Origin of the sequence: Microbispora catharanthi (assembly GCF_006334915.2) — a bacterium.
Taxonomy (GTDB): domain Bacteria; phylum Actinomycetota; class Actinomycetes; order Streptosporangiales; family Streptosporangiaceae; genus Microbispora; species Microbispora catharanthi.
On the sequence record NZ_VDMA02000004.1, the window covers coordinates 1 to 25,632 of the forward strand.

The 25,632-nt window shown below is 70.1% G+C and carries 23 protein-coding genes and 1 pseudogene; 13 read left to right on the forward strand and 11 right to left on the reverse strand.

The window, feature by feature from the left end; translation table 11 throughout:
- Positions 1-153 precede the first annotated feature (153 nt).
- Positions 154-2,190: a ThuA domain-containing protein gene (locus FH610_RS08290; protein WP_139573716.1), complete on the forward strand. Its 2,037-nt coding sequence runs from the start codon at positions 154-156 to the stop codon at positions 2,188-2,190.
- Between the two features lie 328 nt (positions 2,191-2,518).
- Here FH610_RS08290 and FH610_RS45590 read toward each other — a convergent pair.
- Positions 2,519-2,821, reverse strand: a pseudogene (locus FH610_RS45590) (ISAzo13-like element transposase-related protein); the annotation flags it as partial.
- An 8-nt stretch (positions 2,822-2,829) separates the two neighbouring features.
- Positions 2,830-3,780, reverse strand: a complete 951-nt coding sequence (locus tag FH610_RS08300) for a sigma-70 family RNA polymerase sigma factor (protein WP_139573717.1) — start codon at positions 3,778-3,780, stop codon at positions 2,830-2,832.
- 120 nt (positions 3,781-3,900) lie between these two features.
- Here FH610_RS08300 and FH610_RS08305 point away from each other — a divergent pair, with 120 nt between their 5' ends.
- From FH610_RS08305 to FH610_RS08320, 4 genes are all read left to right on the forward strand, one after another.
- Complete coding sequence (locus tag FH610_RS08305; protein ID WP_139573718.1) at positions 3,901-5,322, forward strand: MFS transporter; 1,422 nt, start codon at positions 3,901-3,903, stop codon at positions 5,320-5,322.
- A gap of 179 nt (positions 5,323-5,501) precedes the next feature.
- A complete protein-coding gene (locus tag FH610_RS08310) occupies positions 5,502-5,927 on the forward strand; it encodes an ester cyclase (protein ID WP_139573719.1) in 426 nt (141 codons plus the stop codon).
- Between the two features lie 72 nt (positions 5,928-5,999).
- Positions 6,000-6,845 carry an MBL fold metallo-hydrolase gene (locus FH610_RS08315; RefSeq protein ID WP_041952808.1) on the forward strand — a complete coding sequence of 282 codons (846 nt, stop codon included), beginning with the start codon at positions 6,000-6,002 and terminating at the stop codon, positions 6,843-6,845.
- Positions 6,846-7,013: 168 nt separating this feature from the next.
- Positions 7,014-8,243 (forward strand): glycoside hydrolase family 16 protein, encoded by a 1,230-nt coding sequence (locus FH610_RS08320; protein WP_139573720.1) that lies wholly within the window; start codon positions 7,014-7,016, stop codon positions 8,241-8,243.
- Between the two features lie 22 nt (positions 8,244-8,265).
- On the opposite strand, the gene FH610_RS08325 is transcribed toward FH610_RS08320, so the two are convergent.
- Genes FH610_RS08325 through FH610_RS08335 form a run of 3 tightly spaced genes read right to left on the reverse strand, consistent with a single transcriptional unit; the run spans position 8,266 to position 10,579 of the window.
- Positions 8,266-9,375, reverse strand: coding sequence for a calcium:cation antiporter (locus tag FH610_RS08325; protein ID WP_139573721.1), 1,110 nt, complete (start codon positions 9,373-9,375; stop codon positions 8,266-8,268).
- Between the two features lie 37 nt (positions 9,376-9,412).
- On the reverse strand, positions 9,413-10,288 hold the full coding sequence (locus tag FH610_RS08330; protein ID WP_139573722.1) for an NUDIX hydrolase: 876 nt from the start codon (positions 10,286-10,288) through the stop codon (positions 9,413-9,415).
- Between the two features lie 39 nt (positions 10,289-10,327).
- The gene (locus FH610_RS08335) at positions 10,328-10,579 is read right to left on the reverse strand and encodes a hypothetical protein (RefSeq protein WP_139573723.1); all 252 of its coding nucleotides are present in this window, start codon (positions 10,577-10,579) and stop codon (positions 10,328-10,330) included.
- Between the two features lie 711 nt (positions 10,580-11,290).
- On the opposite strand from FH610_RS08335, the gene FH610_RS08340 reads away from it, so the two are divergent.
- The gene (locus tag FH610_RS08340; RefSeq protein ID WP_240808836.1) at positions 11,291-12,925 is read left to right on the forward strand and encodes a cellulose-binding domain-containing protein; all 1,635 of its coding nucleotides are present in this window, start codon (positions 11,291-11,293) and stop codon (positions 12,923-12,925) included.
- Between the two features lie 396 nt (positions 12,926-13,321).
- Here FH610_RS08340 and FH610_RS08345 read toward each other — a convergent pair whose 3' ends face one another.
- Positions 13,322-13,651 (reverse strand): hypothetical protein, encoded by a 330-nt coding sequence (locus FH610_RS08345; protein ID WP_139573726.1) that lies wholly within the window; start codon positions 13,649-13,651, stop codon positions 13,322-13,324.
- Between the two features lie 278 nt (positions 13,652-13,929).
- Here FH610_RS08345 and FH610_RS08350 point away from each other — a divergent pair, with 278 nt between their 5' ends.
- Positions 13,930-14,574 carry a hypothetical protein gene (locus FH610_RS08350; protein ID WP_139573727.1) on the forward strand — a complete coding sequence of 215 codons (645 nt, stop codon included), beginning with the start codon at positions 13,930-13,932 and terminating at the stop codon, positions 14,572-14,574.
- Between the two features lie 181 nt (positions 14,575-14,755).
- Here the strand turns inward: FH610_RS08350 and FH610_RS08355 are convergent, their stop codons facing one another.
- The gene (locus tag FH610_RS08355) at positions 14,756-15,601 is read right to left on the reverse strand and encodes a M15 family metallopeptidase (RefSeq protein WP_240808837.1); all 846 of its coding nucleotides are present in this window, start codon (positions 15,599-15,601) and stop codon (positions 14,756-14,758) included.
- A gap of 175 nt (positions 15,602-15,776) precedes the next feature.
- On the opposite strand from FH610_RS08355, the gene FH610_RS08360 reads away from it, so the two are divergent.
- From FH610_RS08360 to FH610_RS08375, 4 genes are read left to right on the forward strand one after another with little or no spacing between them, the layout of a single operon-like run.
- Entirely contained in the window at positions 15,777-16,610 is an 834-nt protein-coding gene (locus FH610_RS08360; RefSeq protein WP_139573728.1) for a prolipoprotein diacylglyceryl transferase, read from the forward strand.
- Positions 16,607-17,182, forward strand: coding sequence for a hypothetical protein (locus FH610_RS45110; RefSeq protein WP_205825633.1), 576 nt, complete (start codon positions 16,607-16,609; stop codon positions 17,180-17,182). The genes FH610_RS08360 and FH610_RS45110 overlap by 4 nt, the downstream gene beginning before the upstream one ends.
- Positions 17,179-18,747: a radical SAM protein gene (locus FH610_RS08370; RefSeq protein WP_139573730.1), complete on the forward strand. Its 1,569-nt coding sequence runs from the start codon at positions 17,179-17,181 to the stop codon at positions 18,745-18,747. The genes FH610_RS45110 and FH610_RS08370 overlap by 4 nt, the downstream gene beginning before the upstream one ends.
- Positions 18,744-19,088: a hypothetical protein gene (locus FH610_RS08375; RefSeq protein WP_240808838.1), complete on the forward strand. Its 345-nt coding sequence runs from the start codon at positions 18,744-18,746 to the stop codon at positions 19,086-19,088. The genes FH610_RS08370 and FH610_RS08375 overlap by 4 nt, the downstream gene beginning before the upstream one ends.
- Before the next feature lie 51 nt (positions 19,089-19,139).
- On the opposite strand, the gene FH610_RS08380 is transcribed toward FH610_RS08375, so the two are convergent.
- Together FH610_RS08380 and FH610_RS08385 are read right to left on the reverse strand one after the other, a co-directional pair.
- On the reverse strand, positions 19,140-20,192 hold the full coding sequence (locus FH610_RS08380) for a BUD32 family EKC/KEOPS complex subunit (RefSeq protein WP_139573731.1): 1,053 nt from the start codon (positions 20,190-20,192) through the stop codon (positions 19,140-19,142).
- 75 nt (positions 20,193-20,267) lie between these two features.
- Positions 20,268-20,933: a helix-turn-helix transcriptional regulator gene (locus FH610_RS08385; RefSeq protein ID WP_139573732.1), complete on the reverse strand. Its 666-nt coding sequence runs from the start codon at positions 20,931-20,933 to the stop codon at positions 20,268-20,270.
- A gap of 82 nt (positions 20,934-21,015) precedes the next feature.
- Here FH610_RS08385 and FH610_RS08390 point away from each other — a divergent pair, with 82 nt between their 5' ends.
- Positions 21,016-21,891 (forward strand): oxidoreductase, encoded by an 876-nt coding sequence (locus FH610_RS08390; protein ID WP_139573733.1) that lies wholly within the window; start codon positions 21,016-21,018, stop codon positions 21,889-21,891.
- A 386-nt stretch (positions 21,892-22,277) separates the two neighbouring features.
- Complete coding sequence (locus FH610_RS08395; protein WP_041952796.1) at positions 22,278-23,459, forward strand: ATP-binding protein; 1,182 nt, start codon at positions 22,278-22,280, stop codon at positions 23,457-23,459.
- A gap of 105 nt (positions 23,460-23,564) precedes the next feature.
- Here FH610_RS08395 and FH610_RS08400 read toward each other — a convergent pair whose 3' ends face one another.
- Together FH610_RS08400 and FH610_RS08405 are read right to left on the reverse strand one after the other, a co-directional pair.
- On the reverse strand, positions 23,565-24,395 hold the full coding sequence (locus tag FH610_RS08400) for a MauE/DoxX family redox-associated membrane protein (RefSeq protein WP_139573734.1): 831 nt from the start codon (positions 24,393-24,395) through the stop codon (positions 23,565-23,567).
- Between the two features lie 3 nt (positions 24,396-24,398).
- Positions 24,399-25,388 (reverse strand): hypothetical protein, encoded by a 990-nt coding sequence (locus FH610_RS08405; RefSeq protein ID WP_240808839.1) that lies wholly within the window; start codon positions 25,386-25,388, stop codon positions 24,399-24,401.
- Positions 25,389-25,632 lie beyond the last annotated feature (244 nt).

Below are 25,632 nucleotides of genomic sequence, written 5' to 3' on the forward strand. Positions count from 1 at the left end.
TCCGGGACGCATGAGCTGTTCCTGGTGTTCCGCTCGGTCACGGGTGGCGCCACGGGCGGCAACCTGTTCAACCTCAACTGGGCCGAGTTCGTCGGCACAGGCATCGGCACCTAGCGAACCCGCCCGTATAGCGGCAAGAAAGAGAAGACACTCATGCGGAGAAGATTTCGCACATCGGCAGTGGCCGCCTGCGTGACGGCGGTCGCACTCATCCCCGCGGCACCGTCGTGGGCAGAGGAGACGACACCGCCGACGATCAACGTGGCGACGCTGTCGCCCTCTGCGCCGACCGGCCAGAACAACTGGTATCGCGGCCCGGTGACGCTGAACGTGTCGGCGACCGACGACGTCGGCATCGCCAAGTTCCAGTACTCGCTCAACGGCGGCGCCGCCTACATCGACGTGCCCGTCGAGGGGGCGCCGGCGTCGGCCACCGCGTCGGCGGTGATCACGCAGGAGGGCAACACCAGCGTCCGGTACCGCGCGGTCGACACGTCCGGAAACGTTTCGGCGATCCGCTCGATCTCGGTCCGGATCGACACGCGCGCGCCGGCTGCGTCTTACCCGGCGATCACCGACGGTCACGTCGGTCACGTCGCCACACTTATCCCGACGCGCACGGACCCCGCCCCCGGCTCGGGCGGAGTGGCTGTGCTGAACATGTACCTCGACGGCAAGCTGGTCCCGCCGTTGCCGGTGCAGACCTCCGACCTGTCGCTCGGCGTGCACACGCTCGCGGTGCATCTGTCTGACGCTGCTTCCAACAGCGCGAAGTACACGCAGACGTTCATCGTGACGACATCGTTCGCGGACGTCGGCACGCTGATCACCCGGTTCGTGACCGCCGGCAGCGTCCCGGCGGAGGTCGGCACGGCGCTCCAAGCCAAGCTCGACCAGGCGAAGGCGCTCGCCGACGCCGGTTCGGCCAAGCGCGCGAGCCAGGTCCTCAACGAGTTCGTCTCGATCGCCGGCGACCAGATCGCGCCCGGCTCGGCCCGCAGCACACTCGTGGGCGATGCGCGTTACCTGATCGACCAGCTCAACGGCCGGCTCGCGGCGGAGCCCGCGACGGGCCTCGAGTCTGAGCCCGCGGAGGGCCCGAAGTTCATCCCGGACCCGGTGCTCGCCCCGCTCCCGCACAACCCGAACGCCGACTACAACGTCCTGGTCTTCTCCAGGACGACGGGCTTCCGGCACGACCACATCCCGCACACCGTGGCCGCGATCCAGAAGCTCGGCATCGCGCACAACTTCAACGTCGACGTCTACGACCCGCAACTCCCGACCGTCACGCTGCCCACGAGCCCGTTCCTGAGCCTCGACACGCTCAAGCAGTACGACACGATCGTCTTCGAGTCCAACGTCGGGCACCCGGGCCCGCTCAATCCGATCACCGAGCAGCCGAACTTCGAGGCCTACATGCACCAGGGCGGCGGCTATGTCGGCATCCACGGCGCCGCCGACTCGTTCGAGATCGGCACCTGGCCGTGGTACGGCGACCTCGTCGGTGGGTTCTTCACCAACCATCCGAACGGCCAGAACGGGTTCGGCCAGTGCGGCAGCTGCATCCACACCGAGGTGGTGACCGAGGACAACACGCACCCGGCGACCGCGCATCTCCCTGACCGGTGGATGACGGTCGACGAGCTCTACAACTTCGACCGCAACATGCGGGCCGACGTGCACACGCTGCTGAGCCTCAACGAGGACAGCTACCAGCGCAGCCTCAACAGCGGCAACGCGGCCACCAACCCGCTGCGGCTGATGAACGGCGACCACCCGATCGCGTGGTGCCAGAACTGGGGCGGTGGCAAGGCGTTCTCGAACATCCTCGGCCACTTCCGGACGCAGTACTACGACGACTCGTTCATGCGGATCATCCTCGGCGGGATCGAGACGACCGCCGACCGCAAGGACGCCAACTGCTCGTCCTACCGCGAGACCAGCCTGCTGATCGAGGCTGACCGAGCGGCCGGGCTGCTGACCGCGGCCGCCGCGGACGCCGCCGATGCCGCCCTGGACATCGCGCGGGACAGCTACCTGGCAACCAACTACACCACCGCCATCCCGGCGCTGAACTCGATCGTCGACCTGGCGAACGACAATGCCTCCGGCGACGCTGCGGCACGTTCCGAGCTCGCGCGGCAGGCGCGCGAGCTGCGGGAGTGGATGCAGAACCTCAACCGCTGACCCGTTCACGCGGCGGGGGCGGTGGATCGCCGCTCCCGCCGCGCTGACGCTGGAGCGCACCACTATCGCGGATTTATGCACGACCTTCTCATGATCATCGACGAAACATCGGTAGGTGCCGCACGCGACCCATCCTCCGAAGGGAGCGGTGATGGGTCGTGAAATGAGGACGGCCATCGCGTGATCCTTCGTGATTGCAAGTCAAGATCCAAGGAGAACCAAAGCGATGGCCGTGAACGACAGTGTGGACCCTGGCGCCTGGCTGGCGAAGCCGATCGAGGCCGGTGACCCGGATCTGTTGCGATCCATGGTGAAGACCATGGCCGAGGTTCCAGGAGCCTTGGTTGGGATGGGCGTGGATCGGCAGCTCGGTGAATCGGGCCTTGCTCACCGTGACGCCCAGTGGATACGAGGTGGTGTCGAGTTCGGCTTCGACCCGCAGCCCGGTGCGGGTCATTGTTGAGGCGATGGTGTTGACGACGACCTGGTGGCTGGTCAGCGGCCGTCCACGCCAGTTCATCGTGATGTGGGAGAACAGCCGGTGCTCGATCTTGTTCCATTTCGAGGTGCCCGGCGGGAAATGACACACGGTGATCGCCAGGCCGGTCTCGGCGGCCAGGGCGGCAAGCTCGGCCACGGCTAGGCCGTGGACGGCAGCGAGAAGACGGCGAACAGGGCGGGGTCGCCGAACACGACGTTCCGCGCGATGCCGTCCTCGGCGATCGTGAGCACCTGGAGCGAGTGCGCCCGGAAGACGCCGTCGCCGCCGTCCAGATAGGCCGCGAGCGCCGGCTGCCCGTTGGCGCGCGTGGGGATCATCCGCCAGGGGCCCCGGGCGGCGCAGACCCAGCGGATGAAGCGGCCGAACGCCTCCCGCCCGGAGAACCACGACAGGTACGGCGGCATCTCCAGGACGGCGTCCTCACGCAGCAGCCGCTCCAGGGCCTCGACGTCGGCCTTCTCGAACGCCGCGACGTACCGGTCGAGCAGGTCGCGGCAGGCCGGGTCGTCCGGCTCGGCCAGGTCGTCCTCGGCGGGAGCCACCCGGGCGAGCTGGGCACGGGCGCGCTGCAGGGCGCTGTTGACCGCGGCGACCGAGGTCTCCAGCAGGTCGGCGACCTCGCTCGCCCGCCAGGCCAGCACCTCGCGCAGGATGAGCACCGCCCGCTGCCGCGGCGGCAGGTGCTGCAGGGCCGCGACGAACGCCAGCCGGATCCCGCCCCGCGACGCGACGACCGCGGCGGGGTCCACCAGCGCGTCGGGGACGGGCTCCAGCCAGGTCACCTCCGGCAGCCGCCGTTGCGGTCCCGCGTCCGGGTCGTCGCCGGGGCCGGTGAGGTCGGACGGCAGGGCCCTGCGCCCGCGCTGTTCGAGTGCCGTGAGGCAGGCGTTCGTCGCGATGCGGTGGAGCCAGGTGCGCGGGGAGGCTCGCCGCTCGTCGTAGTCGCCGGACGCCCGCCATGCGCGCAGCATGACCTCCTGCAGCAGGTCCTCCGCGTCGTGCACCGAGCCGAGCATCCGGTAGCAGTGCGTCATCAGCTCACGCCGGTAGGGCCCGGTGATCCGCTCGAACTCCTCGTCACTCCACATGTGCTCTCCCGCGTCGCGTCGCCGTCACCCGTATCTACCGCCGCGCTCGGCGGAACTCATCGATGAGTTCTCCGCCCAGCGCCGGTATGTACCGGCGGACCCACTGCGGAAGGACAAAGAGTGACAATCAGCCATACCGTCCGCCCCGCCGCCCCGGCCCGTGCCGTACGGCCCTGGCCGATGCTGGCGGTGCTGCTCGCCGGCCAGTTCATGGGGCTGCTGGACCTCTACATCGTCAACGTGGCGATTCCCAGGATCGGCGCCGACCTGGGGGCGTCCGGGGCCGCCCTGCAACTGGTCGTCGGCGGCTACATCATCGCGTACGCGACCCTGCTGATCACCGGCGCCCGGCTCGGCGAGCTGTACGGCAGACGCCGCATGTACGTGATCGGGGTCTCCGGCTTCACCGCGGGCTCACTGCTGTGCGGGCTCGCGCCCGACGTCGGGACGCTGATCGCCTTCAGGTTCGTCCAGGGGGCCGCGGCGGCGGTCATGGTCCCGCAGATCATGAGCGTGATCCAGACCCGGTTCACCGGCAGGGCGAGGGCCACCGCACTGAGTGCGTACACCGCGGTGCTCTCGGCCGGTTCGGTCGTCGGGCTGGCGCTGGGCGGGGTGCTGGTCGGCGCCGACGTGGCCGGCACCGGCTGGCGGCCGGTGTTCCTCGTGAACGTCCCCGTGGGCGTCCTGCTGACGCTCGCGGTGCCCCGGCTGGTGCCGTCGGACGCGCCGTCGGACCGGCCGCGCGGCTCGCGCCGGCTCGACCTGCGGGGCCTCGCGCTCGCGCTGCCCGCCACGCTGCTGGTCGTGCTCCCGCTCGTGCTGGGCCGGGAGGCCGGCTGGCCCGCCTGGACGTACGCCTCGATCGCCGCGGGGGTCGCGCTCGCCGCCGTGTTCGTCGTGACGCAGCGCCGTACGGCGGCACGGGGCGGAGACCCGCTGCTGAACCTGGACGTGCTGCGCGCGACCGGCATGCCGTCGGGCCTGACGACGCTGATGGCGCTGATGGTGGCCTACGGCGGGTTCCTGTTCACCTTCGCCGTGCACCTGCAGGGCGTCCTGGGGGAGAGCCCGCTGCGGGCCGGGCTCACGTTCCTGCCCATGGCGGGGGCGTTCGGGCTGGGCAGCTTCTACTGGCGCGGGCTCCCCGGGCGGATCCACCACCTGCTGCCGCCGGCCGGGCTGGCGCTCAGCGTCCTCGGCACGGCGGGCCTGGCCGTCTCGGCGACCGGCGGCCCGGTGATGTGGGCCGCGCTGGTGGTGTACGGCGCGGGGCTGGGCGTCTCGACCAGCCTGCTCACCCACGCCCTGGTCCACGTGCCGCCCGCCCGCGCCGCCGACGCGAGCGGCCTGCTCACGACGACCATGCAGTTCGGCCAGCTCAGCGGTGTGGCGGTCTTCGGCGCGGTGTTCCTCGCCCTGGCCGACCCGCCGCGGCCGGAGGCGATGGGCACGACCGCCTGGTGGCTGGCGCTGGCCGCGGCGTTAGGCGCGGCGAGCGCGGTCGCCCTGGCCCGCGCCGCGCGGCCCCGGCCGGCGTGACCCCTGACGCGCCACGCCATGTGGACCCCGGGCTCACCGGGGTCCCGTGGCGTGTCGTCCACGACTCCAGCGACGCCGCAGGCGCTTCACACGTTGCATCCGGCGGTGTTGCGTCTCCTGCGGACGGCCTTTGCCATGGCGGCGTTACCGTTGGTGTACGCCCTGGGGAGTGATCCGCCATGCCTGACGGCCGACAGCTCGCGGACCGCGTGCTGGACGCGGTGAACGCTCATGACCTGGACCGGCTGTCGACGTACTACGACCGGCACGCCGTCCTGGCCACACCCTTGGGTGTGTGCGAGGGGCGCGAGCAGATCGTCCGATACTGGGAGAGCATGTTCAAGGGCTTCACCGACATGGCCATGACGGTCTGGAACAGGGTGGAGTGCGCCGATCCCGGCTTCAGCGAGTGGACGATGACGGGCACGCACACCGGGTCCTTCGCGCTGCCGGACGGCGGTGTCGCGGGCGCGAGCGGCCGGCGGATCACCGTACGCGGCTGCGGGGCGTGTCACGCGAAGAACGGCCTCGTGGTCGCCCACCGGGACTATTTCGACCTGCTGGAGCTGTATTCCCAGCTCGGGTTCTCACTCGTCCCCGGCTAGCTAACCGCACCCCGCTTTCGGGTTATTTGTGGTGGTTTACGTAGCCTGAAAGCCTGGGAGAGGGGAGGCGTCATGCCCGATCCAGCGGACGCGACCGTGTTCTTCGTGGGAAACGCCACCATGATCATCCGTTCTCACGGGTTCACTGTGCTGACGGATCCGAACTTCCTGCACAAGGGGCAGCGGGCCCATCTCGGCTGGGGGCTGAGCACCCGCCGCCGCACCGAGCCGGCGATGGAGATCTCGGAGCTCCCGCCCCTGGATCTGGTCGTGCTGTCGCACCTGCACGGCGACCACTGGGACAGGATCGCCAGGAAGGGCCTCGACAAGGACGTGCCGATCGTCACCACCCGCCACGCGGCGGCCCGGCTGCGACGGCAGGGGTTCGGCCACGCCGTCGGCCTGGAACCCTGGGAGTACCACCACGAGCGCCACGGGGACGGCACGCTGACGGTGACCGCCACGCCCGCCCGGCACGCGCCTGGCCCGGCGAACGCGCTGATGCCGCCGGTGATGGGGAGCGTGCTCGACTTCGCCCACGCCGGCGAGGTGGACCTGCGCCTGCACATCAGCGGCGACACGATCATGGACGAGTGCCTGTCGGAGATCCCGCGCCGCTTCCCCGACATCGACGTCGGCATCGTGCACCTCGGCGGCACGCGGATCCTCGGCGTCACGGTGACCATGGACGGAGCCCAGGGGGTGGAGTGGCTCGGGCTGATGCAGCCGGAGTCGGCCCTGCCCGTCCACTACGACGACTACGAGGCGTTCGCCTCCCCACTCAAGGACTTCCAGCAGCACGTCCGGCGGTCGGGGCTGTCGCACCTGGTCCACTACCTCATGCGGGGTGAGACCTACCGCCTTCCCGTACGGCAGGCCGGCGTACGCCCGCACCGCCCGGTCATCGGGCCCGGCTGACAGGTAGAAGTCAAGACCTATTGACAGCCCGTGCGGTAAGGGTGTTGCATCTTAATTCAAGCTCTAAAGCTCACCTGAAGCGCTGGACACCCCGGCGCGCGCCCCCGCGGACCGCGACGGCGCGGGCCGGAGATCCTGCTGGCATCCCCCCACCAACCGGAGATCTCCATGCGCAAACCCCGGCTCCTCATCATGGCCGCGGCCATGGTCGTCACCCTCGGCGGCGGCCTGGTCGCCGGCACGGGCGCCGACCGGGCCGAAGCCGCCATCGGCCCCGTCACCTGGTCGGACGAGTTCAACGCCGCGGCGGGAACGCCCGTCGACGGCTCCAAGTGGAAGTTCGACATCGGCGGTGGCGGCTGGGGCAACAACGAGCTGGAGTACTACACCGACTCGACCCGCAACGTGTACCACGACGGGCAGGGACACCTCGCCATCACCGCCCGGCGGGAGAACCCGTCCAACTACCAGTGCCACTACGGCACCTGCCAGTACACCTCCGGCCGCATCCTGACCGCCGACAAGTTCAGCCAGGCGTACGGCCGCTTCGAGGCGAGCATCAAGATTCCCAAGGGCCAGGGCATCTGGCCGGCGTTCTGGATGCTCGGCGGCGGCGACTGGCCGAACACCGGCGAGATCGACATCATGGAGAACGTCGGCAAGACGCCCAACACCGTCTACGGCACCGTGCACGGGCCCGGCTACTCCGGCGGCAGCGGCGTCGGCGGCAACCGGACGATCGGCGCGCCGCTCGGCGACGCCTTCCACACCTACCGCGTCGACTGGTCGCCCAACCTCATCGTCTGGTATCTGGACGGCTCGGAGTACTTCCGCGTCACGCCGGCCGACATCCGCGGCAACCAGTGGGTCTTCGACCACCCGTTCTTCCTGATCCTGAACGTGGCGGTCGGCGGCTACTGGCCGGGCAACCCCGACTCCACCACGTCGTTCCCGCAGACGATGCTGATCGACTGGGTCCGCGTCTCCGCCTGGACCAGCGACGGGGGAGGCGGGACCGGCAGCGCGCTGAAGTCCAACCTGAACGGCCGCTGCATCGACATCCCGGGCGCGAACCCCGTCGACGGCGCCCGGCTGCAGATGTACGACTGCAACGGCACCGCCGCTCAGCAGTGGACGATCAACGGCGACGGCACGGTCCGCGCGATGGGCAAGTGCATGGACGCGGCGGCGGCCGGCACCGCCAACGGCACGCCGATCCAGCTCTACACGTGCAACGGCACGGGTGCCCAGCGCTTCACGCTCACCCCGGCCGGCGACCTCGTCAACACCGCCGCCAACCGATGTGTGGACATCGTGGACGTGAACCCCGCCAACGGCGCGCCCCTCCAGCTGTGGGACTGCACCGGCGGAGCCAACCAGAAGTGGACCCGCGGCTGACCGCGTGCCGCATCGCCCTCGCTCACGGGCTCGCCGCCAGGAGCAGGAAGGCGGCGAACAGTGTGAGATGGACGCCCGCCTGCAGGAGGGTGGCCCGTCCGGGCACCACGGTCAGCGTCGCCACGACGACCGTCAGGCCGAGCAGCACGATGTGCGTCGGGCCGAGCCCGAGCAGCAGCGGCCCCTTCAGCCACAGCGAGGCCACGGCGATCGTCGGAATGGTGAGCCCGATGCTGGCCATGGCCGAGCCGAAGGCGAGGTTCAGGCTGACCTGCACCCGGGCCCGCCGGGCCGCGCGTACGGCGGCGAGGGTCTCCGGCAGCAGCACCAGCAGCGCGATCACGACGCCCACCGCGGACTGCGGGAGGCTCGCCGCGCGTACGGCCGTCTCGATGGCGGGAGACTCGATCTTCGCCAGGCCGACCACCGCGATCAGCGCGCTCAGCAGCAGCGCAAGGCTGGCCGCGGCGGCGCGTGTGGTCGGCGGGTCGGCGTGCCCGGCGGCGTCCTCGCCCTGGCCGCCGGGCTCCACCGGCAGGAAGTAGTCGCGGTGCCGCAACGTCTGAGTGAGCACGAACAGGCCGTACAACGTGATCGAGGCGAGCGCGGCGAACGCGAGCTGGGCCGGGGTGAAGGCGGGCCCGGGCCTGCTCGTGGTGAACGTCGGCAGGACGAGACTCAGCGTCGACAGCGTGGCGACGGTGGCCAGCGCGCCTCCGGTCCCCTCCGCGTTGAACACCGCCACCCGCCTCCGCAGCGCCGCGACCAGCAGCGACAGGCCGACGATCCCGTTGCAGGTGATCATCACGGCGGCGAACACCGTGTCGCGGGCGAGCGACGACGCGGCCGGCCCTCCGGACGCGGTGAGGCTGATGATCAGTGCCACCTCGATCACCGTGACCGCCACGGCGAGCACGAGTGACCCGAACGGCTCGCCCACGCGATGGGCGATGACCTCGGCGTGGTGCACGGCCGCGAGCACGGAAGCCGCGAGGAAGACCGCCGCGATGACCACGACGACGGGAGGAAGGGCCCGCCCCCACGCCAGCGCGAGCACTGCCACGGCGAGGATCGGAACGGGCACGGACCAGGTGGTGGCCAGTCGGCGGAAGAGCAGGATCACATGCTTCATCCTGCCCAAATAGGACGAACGGTATAAAAATCTCGGTTCAGAGCTGCTGGAGCAGCCAGCGAGGACCGGCGACCAGGGCGCCGAGGGCCGTCACCCGCTCGCGCAGCCCTCGGTCGGCGGTGACGACGAGGGTGGTCTCCCAGGGCCGCACGTCGCGCACGGCCTCCACGATCGCGTCGTCTCCGCTGCCTCCGGCCACCACGACCGTCAAGTCCCCGGTCACCGGCCCCGGGTCGGCGGCGCCGGCCGCCGCACCTTCGAGAACCGCGACCATGCGCGGGAACCATCGGGTCAGGGCGGGCACCCCTTCCGGCATCTCGCCGAGGCCCTGCCCGCAGAGCGGGATCAGCTCGTTGAGCAGGCGGTTCGCGGCGCCCGCGCGGTCCTTCCACCAGCCGTGCTCCGCCCGCGCGCCGATGATGTTGGCCATGTCGAGGACGACGACCACGGGGCTCAGCGCGGGCCGGATCCTCGGCCACGAGTCGGCGAAGCCGGGATGCAGTTCCTTCGACACCACCTCGTCGGCCTCCACCCAGCGCATGTCCGCGCTCTCGCCGTTGGCGGGCGCGGCGTCGAGCAGCCCTTCGGCCTCCGCGATCACCGTCTGGAACGACCAGCCGCCGTGGTCGTCGACGTAGAGCCCGCGCACCCGGACGAGATCGGCGTCCAGCGCGGCCTCCTCCCGGGCCTCGCGCAGCGCGCCGGTGATGGCGTCCTCGTGGCTGTCGCGCGCGCCGCCCGGCAGCCCCCACGTCCCGCCGTGATGGCTCCACCAGGCGCGCTTCTGCATCAGCACGTACGGCATGCCGTCGAGCGTGTGGTGCACGGTGAGCAGACCGGCGGCGCCGTACAGTCCCCAGTGCTGGTGCCCCAGCGCGCACAGGGCCCAGCCGTCGCCGTCCTTCGCCGTCATGCACCCATCTTGCCGCAGCCCGCCGGCGCGCTCTGATGGTCACCAGTGTTCGAGGGGGACCTCCACCCCGGCGACCAGGTCGAAGAGGGTCGCTCCGTCCTCGATGCGGACGACCTGGATCTGTGTCGCGAAGCGTACGTCCCGAAGGCGCGTGGCGGCTTCGCGGGCGGTTTGCGGAAAGTGGTAGCGATCAGCCGCGGCGCCGTCCGGGATGGGCCGGGTCGAGCGAACCTCGAACCGGTCCGGCGGCCATGCGGGGGGAAGGGGAGCGGAGTGCTGCCAACCGGACATGTCTCTCCCGTCATGCCGTCTTCACAGCAGTTGACCTGTGAGACCTGGTTGATCGCCAGTGCGTGATGGGGTCGTAGGCCGATCGTTATTAACCGGTAAGCGATCCTTTCCAACCCGGAGTCCGGAGCCCGTTAGCGTTTGAGCCCTCACTCGTGATTCCCCCTTTGTCGCGGAGAATCAGGAGATGTCATATCTGGAGAGACGCCCGCTTCCTGCGGCCGGAGGAGCGGGCGTTGTCCTCCCCTTTCTCTCCGCCTTCTCGCGCCGTCGCCGGTGCGGGTGGTGGTTGTCGCCGATCGCCGTCTTCCGCGGCTCGGCTCTCTCCCCCTGCCGGTACATCGGTATCGGCAGGGGGTCGCCGCCGTCACGGGTATGAGGGTGGCGCCGGCAGTCCGGCCGGGCGGGGTCTTCGACAGCGGTGGCTCGATGAACGCCGGGTCCGACTGCGGCTGCCGCCCTGTTTTCGAGTGCCCGCCTGAACGTTTCACTCGATCCCGCATCCCGTCCGTCGTCTTCGGTGGTTCCTGTGCAAGTGAGAGCCGTCGTACGCGGAAAGCCGCCGCGGCGCGTCGTTGACCGGCGATCGATGGGCTCGTAACTTGATGCGCGATGTTCCTGTAGATGAACGTAGTTCAGGTGCATGAAAACCCTTGTGGGGCCAGGAATCAATCCTCGGTCAGGGGCCCTGCACGACCTGCAAGGAGCTCGGGTTTGAAAAGCAGAACCAGAACAGGCGCCGGGCTGATCGGCGTCCTTGCCGCAGCCGCCGCCCTGGCCGGCGTGACCACCACCGGAACGGCGCAGGCCGCGACCGGATGCGCCGTGACCTACACCACCAACGACTGGCCGGGCGGCTTCACCGCCGCCATCACGATCCAGAATCTGGGCAGCGCGATCAACGGCTGGACCCTCGGGTTCACCTTCCCCGACAGCGGCCAGAAGGTGGACACCGGATGGTCGGCCACCTTCAGCCAGAGCGGGCAGAACGTCACGGCCACGAACGTGGACTACAACGCCGCCATCCCCAGCGGCGGATCGGTGTCCATCGGGTTCAACCGCACCTGGTCGGGCTCCAACCCCAAGGCCACCGCGTTCACCCTCAACGGCGTCACCTGCACCGGCTCCACCACCACCGCCTCCCCCAGCCCGCTCACCACCCCCACGCGATCATCCTCCGCCTCGCCTTCACCCTCACCCTCGGCCTCGGTCACCCCCACGCGCTCACCCTCGCCCTCGCCGTCGCCCACGACGACACCGTCGAGTGGCGCGTTGTACGTCTCGCCGAGCGGCAGGGACGGCGCCTCGGGGACGCAGTCGGACCCGACGACCCTCACTTCGGCGATCAGCCGCGTCGCCCCCGGCGGGACGATCTACCTGCGCGGCGGGCGGTACAACTTCGCGCAGACGGTCACCATCGCGCCGGGCAACAACGGCACCTCGAGCGCCCGCAAGACGCTGTCCGCCTACCCCGGTGAGACTCCGGTGCTGAACTTCTCGGCCCAGAGCGAGTCCTCGTCGAACCGCGGGCTCACCGTGAACGGCTCGTACTGGCATGTGTACGGCGTCGTCGTCGAGCGTGCCGGTGACAACGGAATCTACGTCGGCGGCAGCAACAACATCATCGAACGCACGGTAACCCGGTTCAACCGCGACACCGGGCTGCAGCTCGGGCGGATCGCCTCCGACACCCCCCGCGACCAGTGGCCGTCCAACAACCTCATCCTCAGCGCGGAGTCGCACGACAACGCCGACTCCGACGGTGAGGACGCCGACGGCTTCGCCGCCAAGCTCACCACCGGCACAGGCAACGTCTTCCGCTACGACGTGTCCCACAACAACATCGACGACGGCTGGGACCTCTACACCAAGACGGACACGGGAGCCATCGGGCCGGTCACCATCGAGGACTCCCTGTCGTACAACAACGGCACCCTCACCGACGGCAGCCAGGCCGGCGCCGGCGACCGCAACGGCTACAAGCTCGGCGGCGACAGTATCGCCGTCAACCACGTCGTTCGGCGCAGCATCGCCTACCACAACGGCCACCACGGGTTCACCTACAACAGCAACCCCGGCACGATGTCGATATCGAACAACGTCGGCATCGACAACGCCGAGCGCAACTTCTCCTTCGACGCCGGCACCTCGGTGTTCCGCAACAACACCTCCTGCCGCAGCGGCAGCGGGAGCAACGACAAGATCGTCGGTAACGCCGACAGCTCCAACCAGTTCTGGTCGGGCTCCAACGGGTCCCGGTGCTCCTCCTACACCGGCGCCTTGGGCTGGTCCTACGCCTCGGACGGTCACCTCGTCGTGACCTTCGGCGGCAAGCCGGTCACGCCGTAACCGGTCGTCTCGTCACCCGGCATGCCTCCCCGGCGGACTGACCTCTCCCAGGGGTACCGCTAGGGCGACCCGCCCACCGTGCCGCATACGGTGGGCGGGGGCCTGGCTGAACGTCGCTGGCCCAGCCGGGCCGGCGCTCGAAGCGCGATCTTCGAGTTCATCGAAAGCTGGTACAACCTCCGCTGTCTCCACAGCAGCCTCGGCTACCGGCAAGCGATGACAACAAACGAAACTGTTTTTGAAGGTCGCTTCTGATGCAGTGCGAATTCGTGCACGTAGCGAGCATGTGGAATTCGAACCCGGCCCACAGGCCAACTCGTCCACCTTCAGTCCATCTGAGGTCGGTGACGATAACAGGCTGTATCGGGCGATCGAGCGCCGCCCATGCCGAATGCCTCAGGGTAGAGGTAGGTCTACCCGACGCCCCAAGCCGAACTCCCCGGCCTCATCGTCAGTGACCATGGCGAAGGCACCGTGGGGCACCCCACCCAGGGTCACGGCACGAGAAGCGACCCTCAGGAGCGTGTTTTCATCCGCACCGGTGATGAAGAAGACATACACGTCCCCGAACTCCTCGCCATCGTCGAAGACCTTCGCCTGCCCTTGCTCCTCTATCTCGAATAGAAACTCGTCGATCTCGTCGATCCAGGGGAACGCATAAGCGGTCTCCGGGAGTTTCTCGCTCTCATGCAGCGGGACGTGGATCTCCACAACAAGGCTGGCCATGGACCTATAGTGCCCTAACAATTAAGGCCGATGGGGCACTCCGGCTGCGGCAGGAGGGCTGCGGGCGGATCGTGCTAAGGCCCTGGAATGCTGTACAGCAGCGGAGTACAGCAACGTCATTCCACGCGATCAGACGCCACCGGCCCTCAGCTACCTCTTGAGCAGGACGATGAGACCGCTACGTCGTGACTGGCTCCGTTTGCAAGCAGGCATTCGAGAGCCATGCGTCAGCGAGCGCCGACTGTGAGAAGAGACGGCGTATCTGTACCTTTGATCGCGTGTCCGCTACCCCGTTACGGCTTCGCGTGGGCCCGTCCATCCGGGCGAAGATTATCGCCCCGGCCGGCACTCTGTTAATCGTCCTCCAACAGGCCGTATACGCGATCATGCTTGTGCGGTCATCGTCATTTCAGGAATCTCTGCATGGACCGCTGATTTGCGACTACCTACCGGATGCTTCGGCGAGCGGGCAGGGGGAGATCCCGGACTATCTGGGATGCGACGGCTCGTTCGTGCTGATCCTTTTTGTAGGCATCGTGATGCTCGACTTGATCTCCGTGATCGCAATGGCGTACCTGAGCGTACGTGTGCTGCGCTACCGCGTGGAGCTCTGCGGCACGGTGCTCGTTATGCAGGGGGCGCTGAAGGCCAAGCGGTTCGACCTGTCGTCAGCCGAGGTGGACATGGATGCCTTAACCATCCGGCGAATCCCATACTTGCGGATCTACGATCCCGCCTCCGGTCGCGGCCGACTCTTCCTCCGGGATGTAGGCACCCCGCTGATGCCACCAGGCGATCTTCTGGCTCTCGCCGAGGCGATCGAGTCCGGTAGGCGGCCTGAAACCTTCGTCGAGCAGGCGACTCGGACGGCGACGACCCTTCGTCGTCTGGCCACCGACCCCGTCGCCCGTTTGAGCGCTTGAGCCACCTGCCGACCTGACTTGTCTACAAAGGGGGCGGCTCAACTCCGCACGGCGGGGACCGAACTTCTACTGGCGAGGGCACAACGGAGGCACAGGAAGGCGCGAAACGCCCGGAAACGTCGAGAAACGACAAGGGGCCGAATCGCAGGTCAGAGGCCTGTCCGCGATATCGGCACTGGTCTCAGCGGCCGTTGACGGAGAAGTGCTGGTAGTCCTTGGCGCCCGACCAGGAGCCGCCCCAACCCCAGCCGATCTGCTGGAAGGCCCGCACCACGCGGTCTCCGCTGTTGATCACGCCGGGCTTCTTGAGCGGCCGGTCCACGAACGCGTCCGCGTTGCGGTGGGCGTTGGAACCGTTCGCGTAGACGTACGGGTTCTCCCGCGGATTGAGGTCCACCGCCAGGCCGTACGCGTGGTTGGACCAGCTGCCCGAGCCGGTGGCGTTGCGGCAGTTGAAGGCCGAGGTGTTGTCGGCGTCGATGGAGTCGTTGTCGCTGCCCTTGTAGACGTCGACGGGCTCCATCCGGCGGATGGGGTAGCGCATGTCGTAGAGCTTCCCGAAGACGGAGGCCATGTCCTCGGCCACCTTCTTGTTGACCACGAGTGTGCCGGTGTGCGCCTGGTCGTCGAAGCCCCAGTAGGTCATGGTGATCTTACGCAGCCCGCTCAGCGGAACCGGGCAGCCCGGACGCCAGGAGTGCCGGACGTCGTCACGGGACACCTTGTCGATCTTCGCGGAGAAGGGAGGCGGCCCGCTTGGGCTCGGCGTGGGCCCGTTCCCGGGAGCGGGCGAGACCGGCGCGGACGAGGGCGTGACGGACGACGGGGTGGCGGACGCGGAGGAGGTCGGCCCGGCGGAGGGAGCGGCAGGCGTGGACGAGCCCGGTGCCGGTGACGCCGGTGCGGGCACCGACACCCGGGTCCGGGCGGTGGCGGACGCGCCGGCGTCGCCGACCCCGGCGCAGCCGGTCACCCCGACGAGCGCCGCCATCACTACCGCTGACCTGCGGTTCCACAAGGTGGTCATAGGCGCAGATTACCCGTGGCCGAGGCGTGCGCAGGCGGTCGCGCACGCTCCTGTGGACAGCGGGACTCCTGTGGACAAAGCCCCCGGGCGGTTGGCCGGAATCGCCGTAGGAAAGGGGCGCAAGCCGTACAAATTGACGATCGGAATCGTCGCGGTCCGCCGCTAGGGTGGCGTCGTGCTTGAGCAACTGCGTTTCGGCGGGGTGACCGTGCCGACCCACGCGTTCTTCGTGGGTCTCGGCGTGATCCTCGCGAGCGTGGTGTTCGTCCTTGAGGCGCGGCGCCGGGGGGCTTTGCGGGAGGAGTCGCTCGTCGCCGTCACCGGCGCGCTGGTCGGCGGGGCGATAGGCATGCGGCTGTCCGGCTGGGCCGAGCATCTCGACCCCGCGCTCAACCCCGGCCTTCTCGAGGCGTGGATGTTCGGCGCCCGGAGCATCCTCGGTGGCCTGACCGGCGCGTACGTCGGGGTGCTGGTGGCGAAACGGCTGATCGGCTACCGGGAGCGGACCGGCGACCTGTTCGCGCCCGCCGTCGCGCTCGGCATGGCCGTCGGCCGCATCGGCTGCTTCCTCACCGAGGCCCCCGGCCGTCCCACCAGCCTTCCCTGGGGCGTCCACGCGCCCGCCACCGTTCCTGAGTGCCCCGGCTGCGTGTCCGGGCAGGCCATGCACCCGTCGTACCTGTACGAGACCGTCTTCCAGCTCGCCGCCTTCGGCGCGTTGCTGTGGGCGCGGAGCCGTGTCGACCGGCCGGGCGAGCTGTTCACCCTGTATCTGGGCGCGTATGCCGTCTTCCGGTTCCTCGTCGAGTTCACCAGGGCGAACGAGACGGTCTGGCTCGACCTGACCCGCCCGCAGTGGTTCCTCGTCCCGGGGCTCACGCTCCTCGCCGTCCGCCTCGGGCTCGGATATCGCAAGGGTTTCTACGATCGGCTGCTCCCCCGGCGGGGCGAGCGGCGACCGCTGTTACCGGCCGCCCGGCTGTCGCCTGCCGGCGAGGAGGAGAGATGAGCACACCCCCCGAGCCGCCCGAGCGGCCGCACGACCCGCAGCCGGGCGATCCCCCCGGCCATCCGCCCGTGCCGCCGCCTCCCGGCGCGCCGTACGGCCCGGCCGACCCGCCGCCGTCTCAAGGTCCGGCCGGACCGCCGTCTCAGGGCCCGGGTGGGCCACCCCCTCAGGGCCCGGGCGGGCCGTACGGGCCCGGTCCCGGCGGGCCGTACGGCCCGGGTGGCCCGCGCGCGTGGCCGCCGCCCCCGCCCCCGAACACGACCGGCGTGGTCATCGCGATGACGATCGTGGGGATCGTGGCCTACGTGGTCGTCAACTTCGTGCTCTTCCTCGCGACCCTCGCGGCGGCCGACGGAGTCGCGAGCGATCACAAGAACGTCGCGCTCATCGGTGGATCCGTGATCCTGGCCGTGATCGCGTTCGGCGGCGGAACGCTGCTGATCCTTCTCCGTAAGCCCTGGTCGCGGGGGCTGGGGATGGGTCTGATGATCGGCTGGGCGCTCATGACGATTTTCACCGCCGGCTTCTGCACCGGCGTCAACCCCTCGCTCTACACGGACGGTGCCCTGTGACCGCGGGAATGCCCCTGCGTGGAGATCGCATCCTCCGCTACGTCAACGCGTTCTGCCCCCGCTGCCACGACGAGCGGCCGGACCGTCCGCTGGCGGAGGTGCCGCGCCTGTCCGGCTGGCTCGCGGCCCGCGACGGCCGGGTCTACCTGGAGCGCGGCTGCCGCACCCACGGCATGGTCAGGACGCTCTACGACGAGGACCCGGAGATCCTCGCCTACCTGGAGGAGTGGACCGCCCCCACCAAGGCGCATCTGCCCGACGTCGCGGGGAACTTCGATCCGGTCCCGGAGGCGTACCTGCGGGGGCTGCCGGAGATGCAGACCCAGCACACGTGCATCCTCCTTGAGGACGTGGCGGAGGCGTGCAACCTGCGCTGCCCGACCTGCTTCACCGACTCCTCGCCCGATCTGCGGGGGATCGTGCCGGTCCGGGAGGTGCTCGCCAACGTGGACCAGCGCCTGGCCCGCGAGAACGGCCGTCTCGACGTGCTCATGCTCAGCGGCGGCGAGCCGACCCTCCACCCCGATCTGCCCGAGTTGCTCGCCGAGCTGACGGCCCGGCCCGTCACCCGCATCCTGATCAACACGAACGGCCTCCTGGTGGCCCGGGACGACGCCCTGCTCGACCTGCTCACCGAGCACCGCGAGCGCGTCGAGGTCTACCTGCAGTACGACGGCCTGTCGGCCGAGGCGTCCCGGCACCACCGGGGTGGCGACCTGCGGCGGCTCAAGGCGGAGGCGCTGCGGCGGCTCTCGGAGCGGGAGATCTTCACGACGCTGGTCATGACGGCCGCCCTCGGAGTGAACGACGGCGAGATCGGCGACGTGGTGCGCCTGGCCCTCGACACGCCGTACGTCGGAGGGGTCTCGATCCAGCCGCAGTTCGGCTCGGGGCGCTCGAATGCGATCGACCCGATGGACCGGCTCACCCACACCGGGGTGCTCAAGCGCCTCGGCCCCCAGACGGACGGCCTGGTCACCTGGCGCGACCTGACCGCCCTGCCGTGCTCGCATCCGCACTGCTGCTCGGTCGGCTACATGATCAAGGACGACTCCGGCCAGTGGCGCTCGCTGACCGCGTTGATCGGGCACGACCGCCTCAAGGAGAACCTCGGGCTCGTCTCCAACCGCATCGCCGACTCCGAGATCCCCCACCAGCTCCGCATAGCCGTGCAGGAGTCGCTGCTCGGCCTGCTGTCGGAGCAGTCGTCGCTGTCCCACCCCGAGATCGGCAAGGTCTGGCGCGACATCTGCGAGAACTGCGACCTCGGGCTGACGACCCTGCTGACGCTCGCGTCCTCGGCCCTGCCGGGGCGCAAGCGGCGGCTGCGGCGGCTGCTGGGCGAGAGGGTGGTACGCATCACGATCAAGCCCTTCATGGACATGTCCACGATGCTGGAGGAGCGCCTGGTGCAGTGCTGCGTCCACGTCGGCACCCGCTCAGACCAGGACCAGTGCGCGCCGTTCTGCGCGGTGCAGGCCTGGCCCGCGCTCGCGCGTCAGCGGCTGTCCGCCGTCGCCGCGGCCGACGCCGGCGTACGGCTCCCGCTGCTGGAGATCACGTGAGCCTCCCGCACGGGGAGCCCGGCGACGGGGAGACAGGCCCGACCGGCGTCGCGTACGAGCAGGCCCTCGCGGCCCAGGCGTCCGACGGCGGGCAGGCCAAGCCGTACGATCCGCTGAAGCTGTGCGTCTACGCGACGGTGGCGCTGCTCGCCTGGCTGTTCGGGGCGTGGGCCGTGCTCGGGTTCGCGGCCCTCGGGTTCGCCGGATACTGGCGGGCCCGCCGCGCGGGGCTCACCAGGAGCAAGTGCTATCTCAGGGACACCCGGCTCGTCCTCGCCTACCTGGGACTGATCACCCTGGTCGCCGCCGCGGCCCTCGTGCTCCCGCACACGCTGCGTTAGGCGTTCCGACCACGAGCGCTGGTAACACCAGGATGCGGAGCAAGAGCGTCATCAGGAGCCGGGATCGGCCCCGCACCGAATGTGGCCGAACTCCTCCGCCGGATAGCGCGCCTGTTTGCTCTCACAGAGGCGTCGATGGAAATCGTCCATCACCGCTGCCGTTCCCGCATGCCTGTCGAGGATCACGGCGGCGGAGGCGGCGACGCCGGAACGCCTGTCGCCGTCGGCCCAGCCCCGGACGAAGCGCCGCCGGTCCGCGCCACCGCGAACCCGCTCGGCGAGGTGCTGGTTCACCAGGTGGGCCATGACGTAGTCGTGGTCGTAGTCCCGATGCGTGAGGTGGAAGTCCGACTCCGAGGCGGAGAGCTCGAAACGGGAGCTGAGCGCGAGACCGAAGTCGGAGAAGTAGAGGTGGTCTCCGTCGGTGAGGACGTTGCGGAAGTGCACGTCGAAGTGGATCAGGCGCCGGCTCCTCATGAAGGCGACACCCTCGGCCAGTTCCCTCTCCACTCGGGGGAACGCCGAGACCTCCTTGTCGGCGAGCCAGGAGCCCAAGGTGTGCGGGATGTGCTCCAGGAAGACGGCGATGCTCATGGTGGAGCGTTCAAGCGCCTCCAGACGCCTTCGGACGGCTGGTACGCCGTCCCAGTGCGCCACGGCGCCCTCCAGGCCGCCGAACTCCGAGAACAGTCCGGTAGGAGGGGCAGGAGCGGGCAGCACCCGCCAGTGGTACGCCAACGGGAAGCCGGCGAACTCGCCGGCCAGGACCCAGTTGGTCGCCATCTGATGGACGGCCAGTTCACGCCAGGCCCCGAACCCCGCCGACCCCACGCCGTACTGGTAGAAGCCCGGCAGCCCGAACACGTTCCGGGTGGACATGCGGTTGCCGGGGTGAAGTTCGAGGTCGGTCAGAGGGATCAGCTTGACGAAGATCCGTGCGCCCTCGACGTCCAGGACGGCCGACGTCCCGCCGATGCCGGTGCCCAGCGGGGTGGCCTCCAGTAAGAGCGCGGCAAGCCGGTGGTCGCTCATCAGGGCGAGCGCGGTGGACACCTCGGCATAGGCGGCGACACGTGCCAGGCGCCGCCGCTCCGGATAAGCCATCGGTGCCCCTCTCTCCACATCGGCCCCTGGCACTGATCGTCGCACTGTCGGCGGGGTCGAGGGTCGGGGTCGCCGCTATCCCGTGAGCCCGAGTTCGCCCGCGCGCAGTCCGGCCTGGAAGCGTGAGCCGGCCTCCAGCGCGTCCATGAGCTCCGCGACACGCCTGCGGTAGGTACGCAACGACAGGCCGAGATGCCGCGCCGCGGTCTCGTCGGTGTAGCCCGCACCGAGCGCGCGCAGGACGGCCCGGCTGTCGTCGTCGAGGTTCGGCGCGTCGCCGCGCAGGTAGGCGGTCAGCTCGGTGGCGGCGTCCCAGGCGGCCGCGAACAGGGAGTACACGCCGTTCACCAGGGTGGGTGAGGTGGCCACGGTGTACTCGCGGGGGCCGGGCGCGTCGCGTCCCGCGAGGATCATCACGCGGCGGTCGATGACGATCGTCTCGTGCGGCAGCGGTGTGGAGCTGATGCGCACCTCGACGCCGGTGGTCAAGACCTCGCGCAGGTGCGCCCGCGCGGCCTCGTCGGCGAGGGCGACCGGGGTGAACAGCTTCTTGACGGCCAAGCCGGAGGCGCCGGGGCCGGGCATCCGCCGGGCCACGGACCGCCGCGCCTCGGGCTGCGACCACGTGTCGAGGTCGCGGGCCGCGCACACGAACTCGTGCCGGGCACCGGCGAACAGATGACCGGCACGGGCCACGAGCTCCGCATCGCCGCGGACCGTGATGACCTTATCGGCTGTCACCCACTCATTATGACCCCGCCGGACGTGGCAGCTTGCTGCCACCGCGTTGGCCGTCGTCCTCGGCCGCACGAGGCTGACGGGTATGACGACGAACACGAACGCCGCGCTCGGCGGCACGTTCCTCCTCGGCGGCGACCTTCCCGTTCACCGGCTGGGCTTCGGGGCCATGCGGCTGCCGACCGGCACCTTCCTGGGCGCCGTCCGCGATCCGGAGACGGGTGTCGCCGTGCTGCGCCGCGCCGTCGAGCTCGGCGTGGACCACATCGACACGGCCTGGTTCTACCGGAGAGGGGGCGTGGCGGCCAACGACCTGATCCGCCGGGCGCTCGCACCGTACGGGGACGACCTGGTGATCGCGACCAAGGTCGGCCCCCTGCTCGACGAGACCGGCGTGCCGGGCGGCGAGGCCGGCCCGGCCGAGCTGCGCGGGCTGGTGGAGGACAACCTGCGCACCCTCGGCGTGGAGCGGCTCGACCTCGTCTACCTGCGGGTCGGCGGCATGCACCCCCCGGGCGGCGCATCGATCTCCGACAGGTTCGCGGTCCTCGCCGAGCTTCGCGAGGAGGGGCTGATCCGGCATCTGGGCGTCAGCAACGTCGACGCCGCCCAGTTGGACGAGGCGCTGGCGATCGCCCCGGTGGCCGCCGTGCAGAACAGTTTCCACGTGCAGGACCGGGGCGACACCGAGCTCCTGGCCCGGTGCGAGAAGGACGGCATCGCGTTCGTGCCGTTCTTCCCGCTCGGCGGCGGGTGGCGGCCCATCGACCAGGCGCGCCTGGCGGCGGTGATGCGGCGCCACGGGGCCACCGCCGCACAGATCGCGCTCGCGTGGCTGCTGGCGACCTCGCCCGCGGCGCTCGCGATCCCCGGCACGGGGTCCCTCGACCATCTGGAGGAGAACATGGGGGCGGGACGGATCCGGCTGACGCCGGAGGACTTCGCCGCCCTTGAGTCTTAGCCCCGCGGGGGTCGGTGCGAGGTCTGGGGAGCCGGTGAACGACGGCGTTTGACGGTGCTTTCGCGGAAAGCTCGCGCAGGTGTTCGATGACGCGCTACAGTCATGGCCATCGGATCGAACACGGGTTCGGTCGAGTCCTGGCAGGTAAGGGGTGTGTGATGGCTGTGCCCACGGTGTCCGCCGCCCCCGTCTCGACCCTCGCCGTTCCCGTGGCCTTCGATCCGGTCGTGCCCTCCCCGGCTCCGCCCGCTGTCGTCCCGGTCGTCCCGGTTCAGGCTCCGCCCACCGCCGGGCGGTGCGTGCCGCGGCCGCGCCGGGCGACACGCCGTAGCGCTCTCTACGGAAATCTACGACGGCCGCTATATCCCGTCATAAAGTCCGAGAGCGTGGACCCCGTGCGCAATCCCTACGCCCCCGGCGCCGGCCAGCGCCCCCCGGAACTCGCCGGACGCGACCGCGAACTGCAGCAGTTCGAGATCGTGCTGGAGCGGGTGGCCCGGGGCCGCCCGGAGCGGAGCATGGTCCTCACCGGCCTGCGTGGCGTGGGCAAGACCGTCCTGCTCAACACGTTCAAGTCCATGGCCATGCAGCGGCTGTGGGGCACCGGCAAGATCGAGGCCAGGCCCGACCAGTCGATCCGCCGCCCGGTGGCCGCCGCGCTGCACATGGCCATCAGGGAGCTGGCCCCCCGGCACCGCGCTCCCGAGCGCATCGAGGAGTTCCTCGGCGTGCTCAAGGCGTTCGCGATGCGCGATCCCGCCGCGGCGAAGGGCACCTCACACTGGTCGCCCGGCATCGACGTGCCCGCCGCGCGCGGCCGGGCCGACTCCGGCGACCTGGAGATCGACCTGACCGAGTTGTTCGTCGACGCCGCGGGCGTGGCGACGGACCTCGGCGTCGGCATCGCGCTGTTCATCGACGAGATGCAGGACGTGCAGGCGCCGGACGTCTCGGCCCTGTGCGCGGCCTGCCACGAGCTGTCGCAGAACGGCGGCCCGCTGATCGTCGTCGGCGCCGGCCTGCCCCATCTGCCGAGCGTGCTGTCGGCGAGCAAGAGCTACTCCGAGCGGCTGTTCCGATACGCGCGCATCGACCGGCTCGACCGGGACGCCGCCGATCTGGCGCTCATCGCCCCGGCCGCTCGCGAGGACGTCGAGTTCACCGCCGACGCGCTCGACGCGTTGTACGAGGCGGCCGACGGCTACCCCTACTTCGTCCAGGCGTACGGCAAGGTCGCCTGGGATCTCGCCCCGCGCAGTCCGATCACGGCCGAGGACATCAAGGTGTCCGCCCCGGAGGCCGAGGAGGAGCTCGCGGTGGGCTTCTTCGGCAGCCGATACGAGCGGGCCACCCCCGCCGAGCGGGACTACATGCACGCCATGGCCCAGCTCGGCGACGACCCGGTGCCGACCGCCGAGGTGGCCGAGGCGCTGGGCCGCAAGCCGTCGAGCCTGTCCCCGGCCCGCGACAGCCTGATCAAGAAGGGCCTGATCTACAGCGCCGAGCGCGGCGTGATCGGGTTCACCGTTCCGCATTTCGGGAGGTTCCTCCGCGCGCAGCCGCTGTGAGCGGCGCGCCCATCGACCTCTCTACGGCTTTCTAGAGGGGAAGCTAGAGAGCCGTAGAGAGTTGAAGTGAAAGTCCTCGATGCGGGAATCTACGCTTGTATAGCGTCAGGCCGATACAGGCGTAGATTCCCGCAGATAGGCATCGCCGCGATCGTCGGGCGCGGCCACCTGGCCGTCGGCGCCGACCACGACGGCGCGTACGGCGGGACGCCGGCCGCCGAGATGCACGGCGAACACGACCTCCGCGTCGCCCTGGGCGGGGAAGACGAAGAAGCGCCAGCACAGTTCACGCCACATGTCGGACGGCTCGTCCGCCAGCAGCGACCCCGCATGGGCCCGCCACTCCCCGCTGGTCCGCAGGCGCGACAGTGCCCGTCCGGGCGGCATGGGCCGCTGCTCGCACGGCGCCCGGTGACGCAGGCGGGAGACGACCCCGTCGATCTCGGGCGAGCAGGCGAGCAGCAGGGCGACCCCTCCGCCGATCCAGGGCGCCGTCTCCGCGGTGACATGAGGCAGTCCCATGACGCCCGCGGCCGCGACGAGAGCCGCCATCGCGGTCAGCGCCGCGGCCCGGCCGATCGACCGCAGCCCGACCGGGGTGTCGCTCACGTCTCCGAAGCAGCCGCACCCCGCGTCCGGCCGCCGCCTGCGCAGGTCCCACAGGACGTACGTCGCCATGGCGAAGAACGCGACCGGCAGCCACCGGGCGACCGGGTGACCCACGACCAGCAGATCGGCTGCCAGCGCGAACTCGACCAGGGCGCAGGCGATCGTGGCGGGCCTGGCGAAGCGCTCGGGCATGAGCACCGCCGGGCCGAGCCGGGCCAGCGCGCCCGGCGACGCCTCGCGCCCGACCGTGGCCAGCTTGGCGACGCCGCCCAGCGCCAGCGTCACCACGAGGATCGGCAGCGCGGCAGCCGCGATGATCGAAAGCACCGGTCACCCCAATCCGACGCGGGCATTGAAGCAGCCCTTGGTCAAGTCTCCACCGAGCGCGACGTACGAGCACGCGGCCAGTTCCACGATCCTGCCGCGCGGGGACGTGCCGCATTCCAGGCATCGGTCGCAGAACCGCCCCGCGAGGCACCCGCACGCGACGATCGGCAGCGCGTCCGCCCGGCCGTCGCACACGTTGCGTACGCGCAGCAGCGAGCCCAGCGCCAGGTACGGCAGGCCGGCGCAGGAGACGCCGGCGTCGCCGCAGCCGGTGTCCTCGCGTTCGAGCATGGGATAGGCGACGCCCTCCGTGATGCCCTCCTCCGCGAGGTCCGTGAGGTCCCTGAGGTCAGTGAGGTCCGCCCACACCGCCGTGCCCGAGATGCCCGCCTCGCTTCCTCCGTACGTCACCGTGGGCGGGGGCACGGCCGTGGCCCGGTAGGGCGGCTGCGAGGTCGCGGGCAGATGCGCGAACGACGTGCCCTGGTCGAGCAGCCCGATCGCGTCGAACAGGTAGCCCGGCTCCAGCTTGGGATGCCGCACCCGGATCCGCCCGGAGGAGCGGTAGGGCACGACGATGGAGCGTTCCCGGCGATGGGGACCGCAGTCGAGCTCGACGGTGAGGTCACGCCGCCCGCTGACCTCCTGGATGACGCCGGTGATCCGGGTGATGTCGGCCCAGATGCGCTCGGCGACCGTGCCGCCGCGCAGCGCCCGGACGACGACCCGGGCTCCGGCCGGCAGATCGGCGGGCGCCACCGTGCCCCCGCGCCACGCGGTCGCCCACGGCGCGATCACCAGGCGCCGCTGCTCGCCGTCGGCGGTCTCGAGGATGATCAGGTGCGGGCTCACGTCGAGGAGGTCGCCGCTGACCACGTCGAACGGCTCCGTCTCCTCCCGCGACCGCGGCGCGGGCCCGGGATCGCGGCCGAGAACCGCCGCCGCCAGCTTCCGCCTGCGCTCTCCGGCCCGGTACGGCATCGCCCCTTCCACGCTCTCCAGCCTCACATGCCGGACGGGGATGGAGAGGCGGTTTTCCCGGCGATGGTGGCGTCCGGGATCAATATTCCTCCTCCCGGTGCAAGGCGTTGCCACCTGTTTCGGGCAAACCACTGCCCGACAGGACGTACGGCACGCGTGACGGGCCGCCACCCGGCTTGCCCGCTCTTTGCCCAGGCGGGTGCGAAACCTGGATTTCGGTTCAGCCGGATCCAGGGGCGCGGCTGCGATTCTGGCA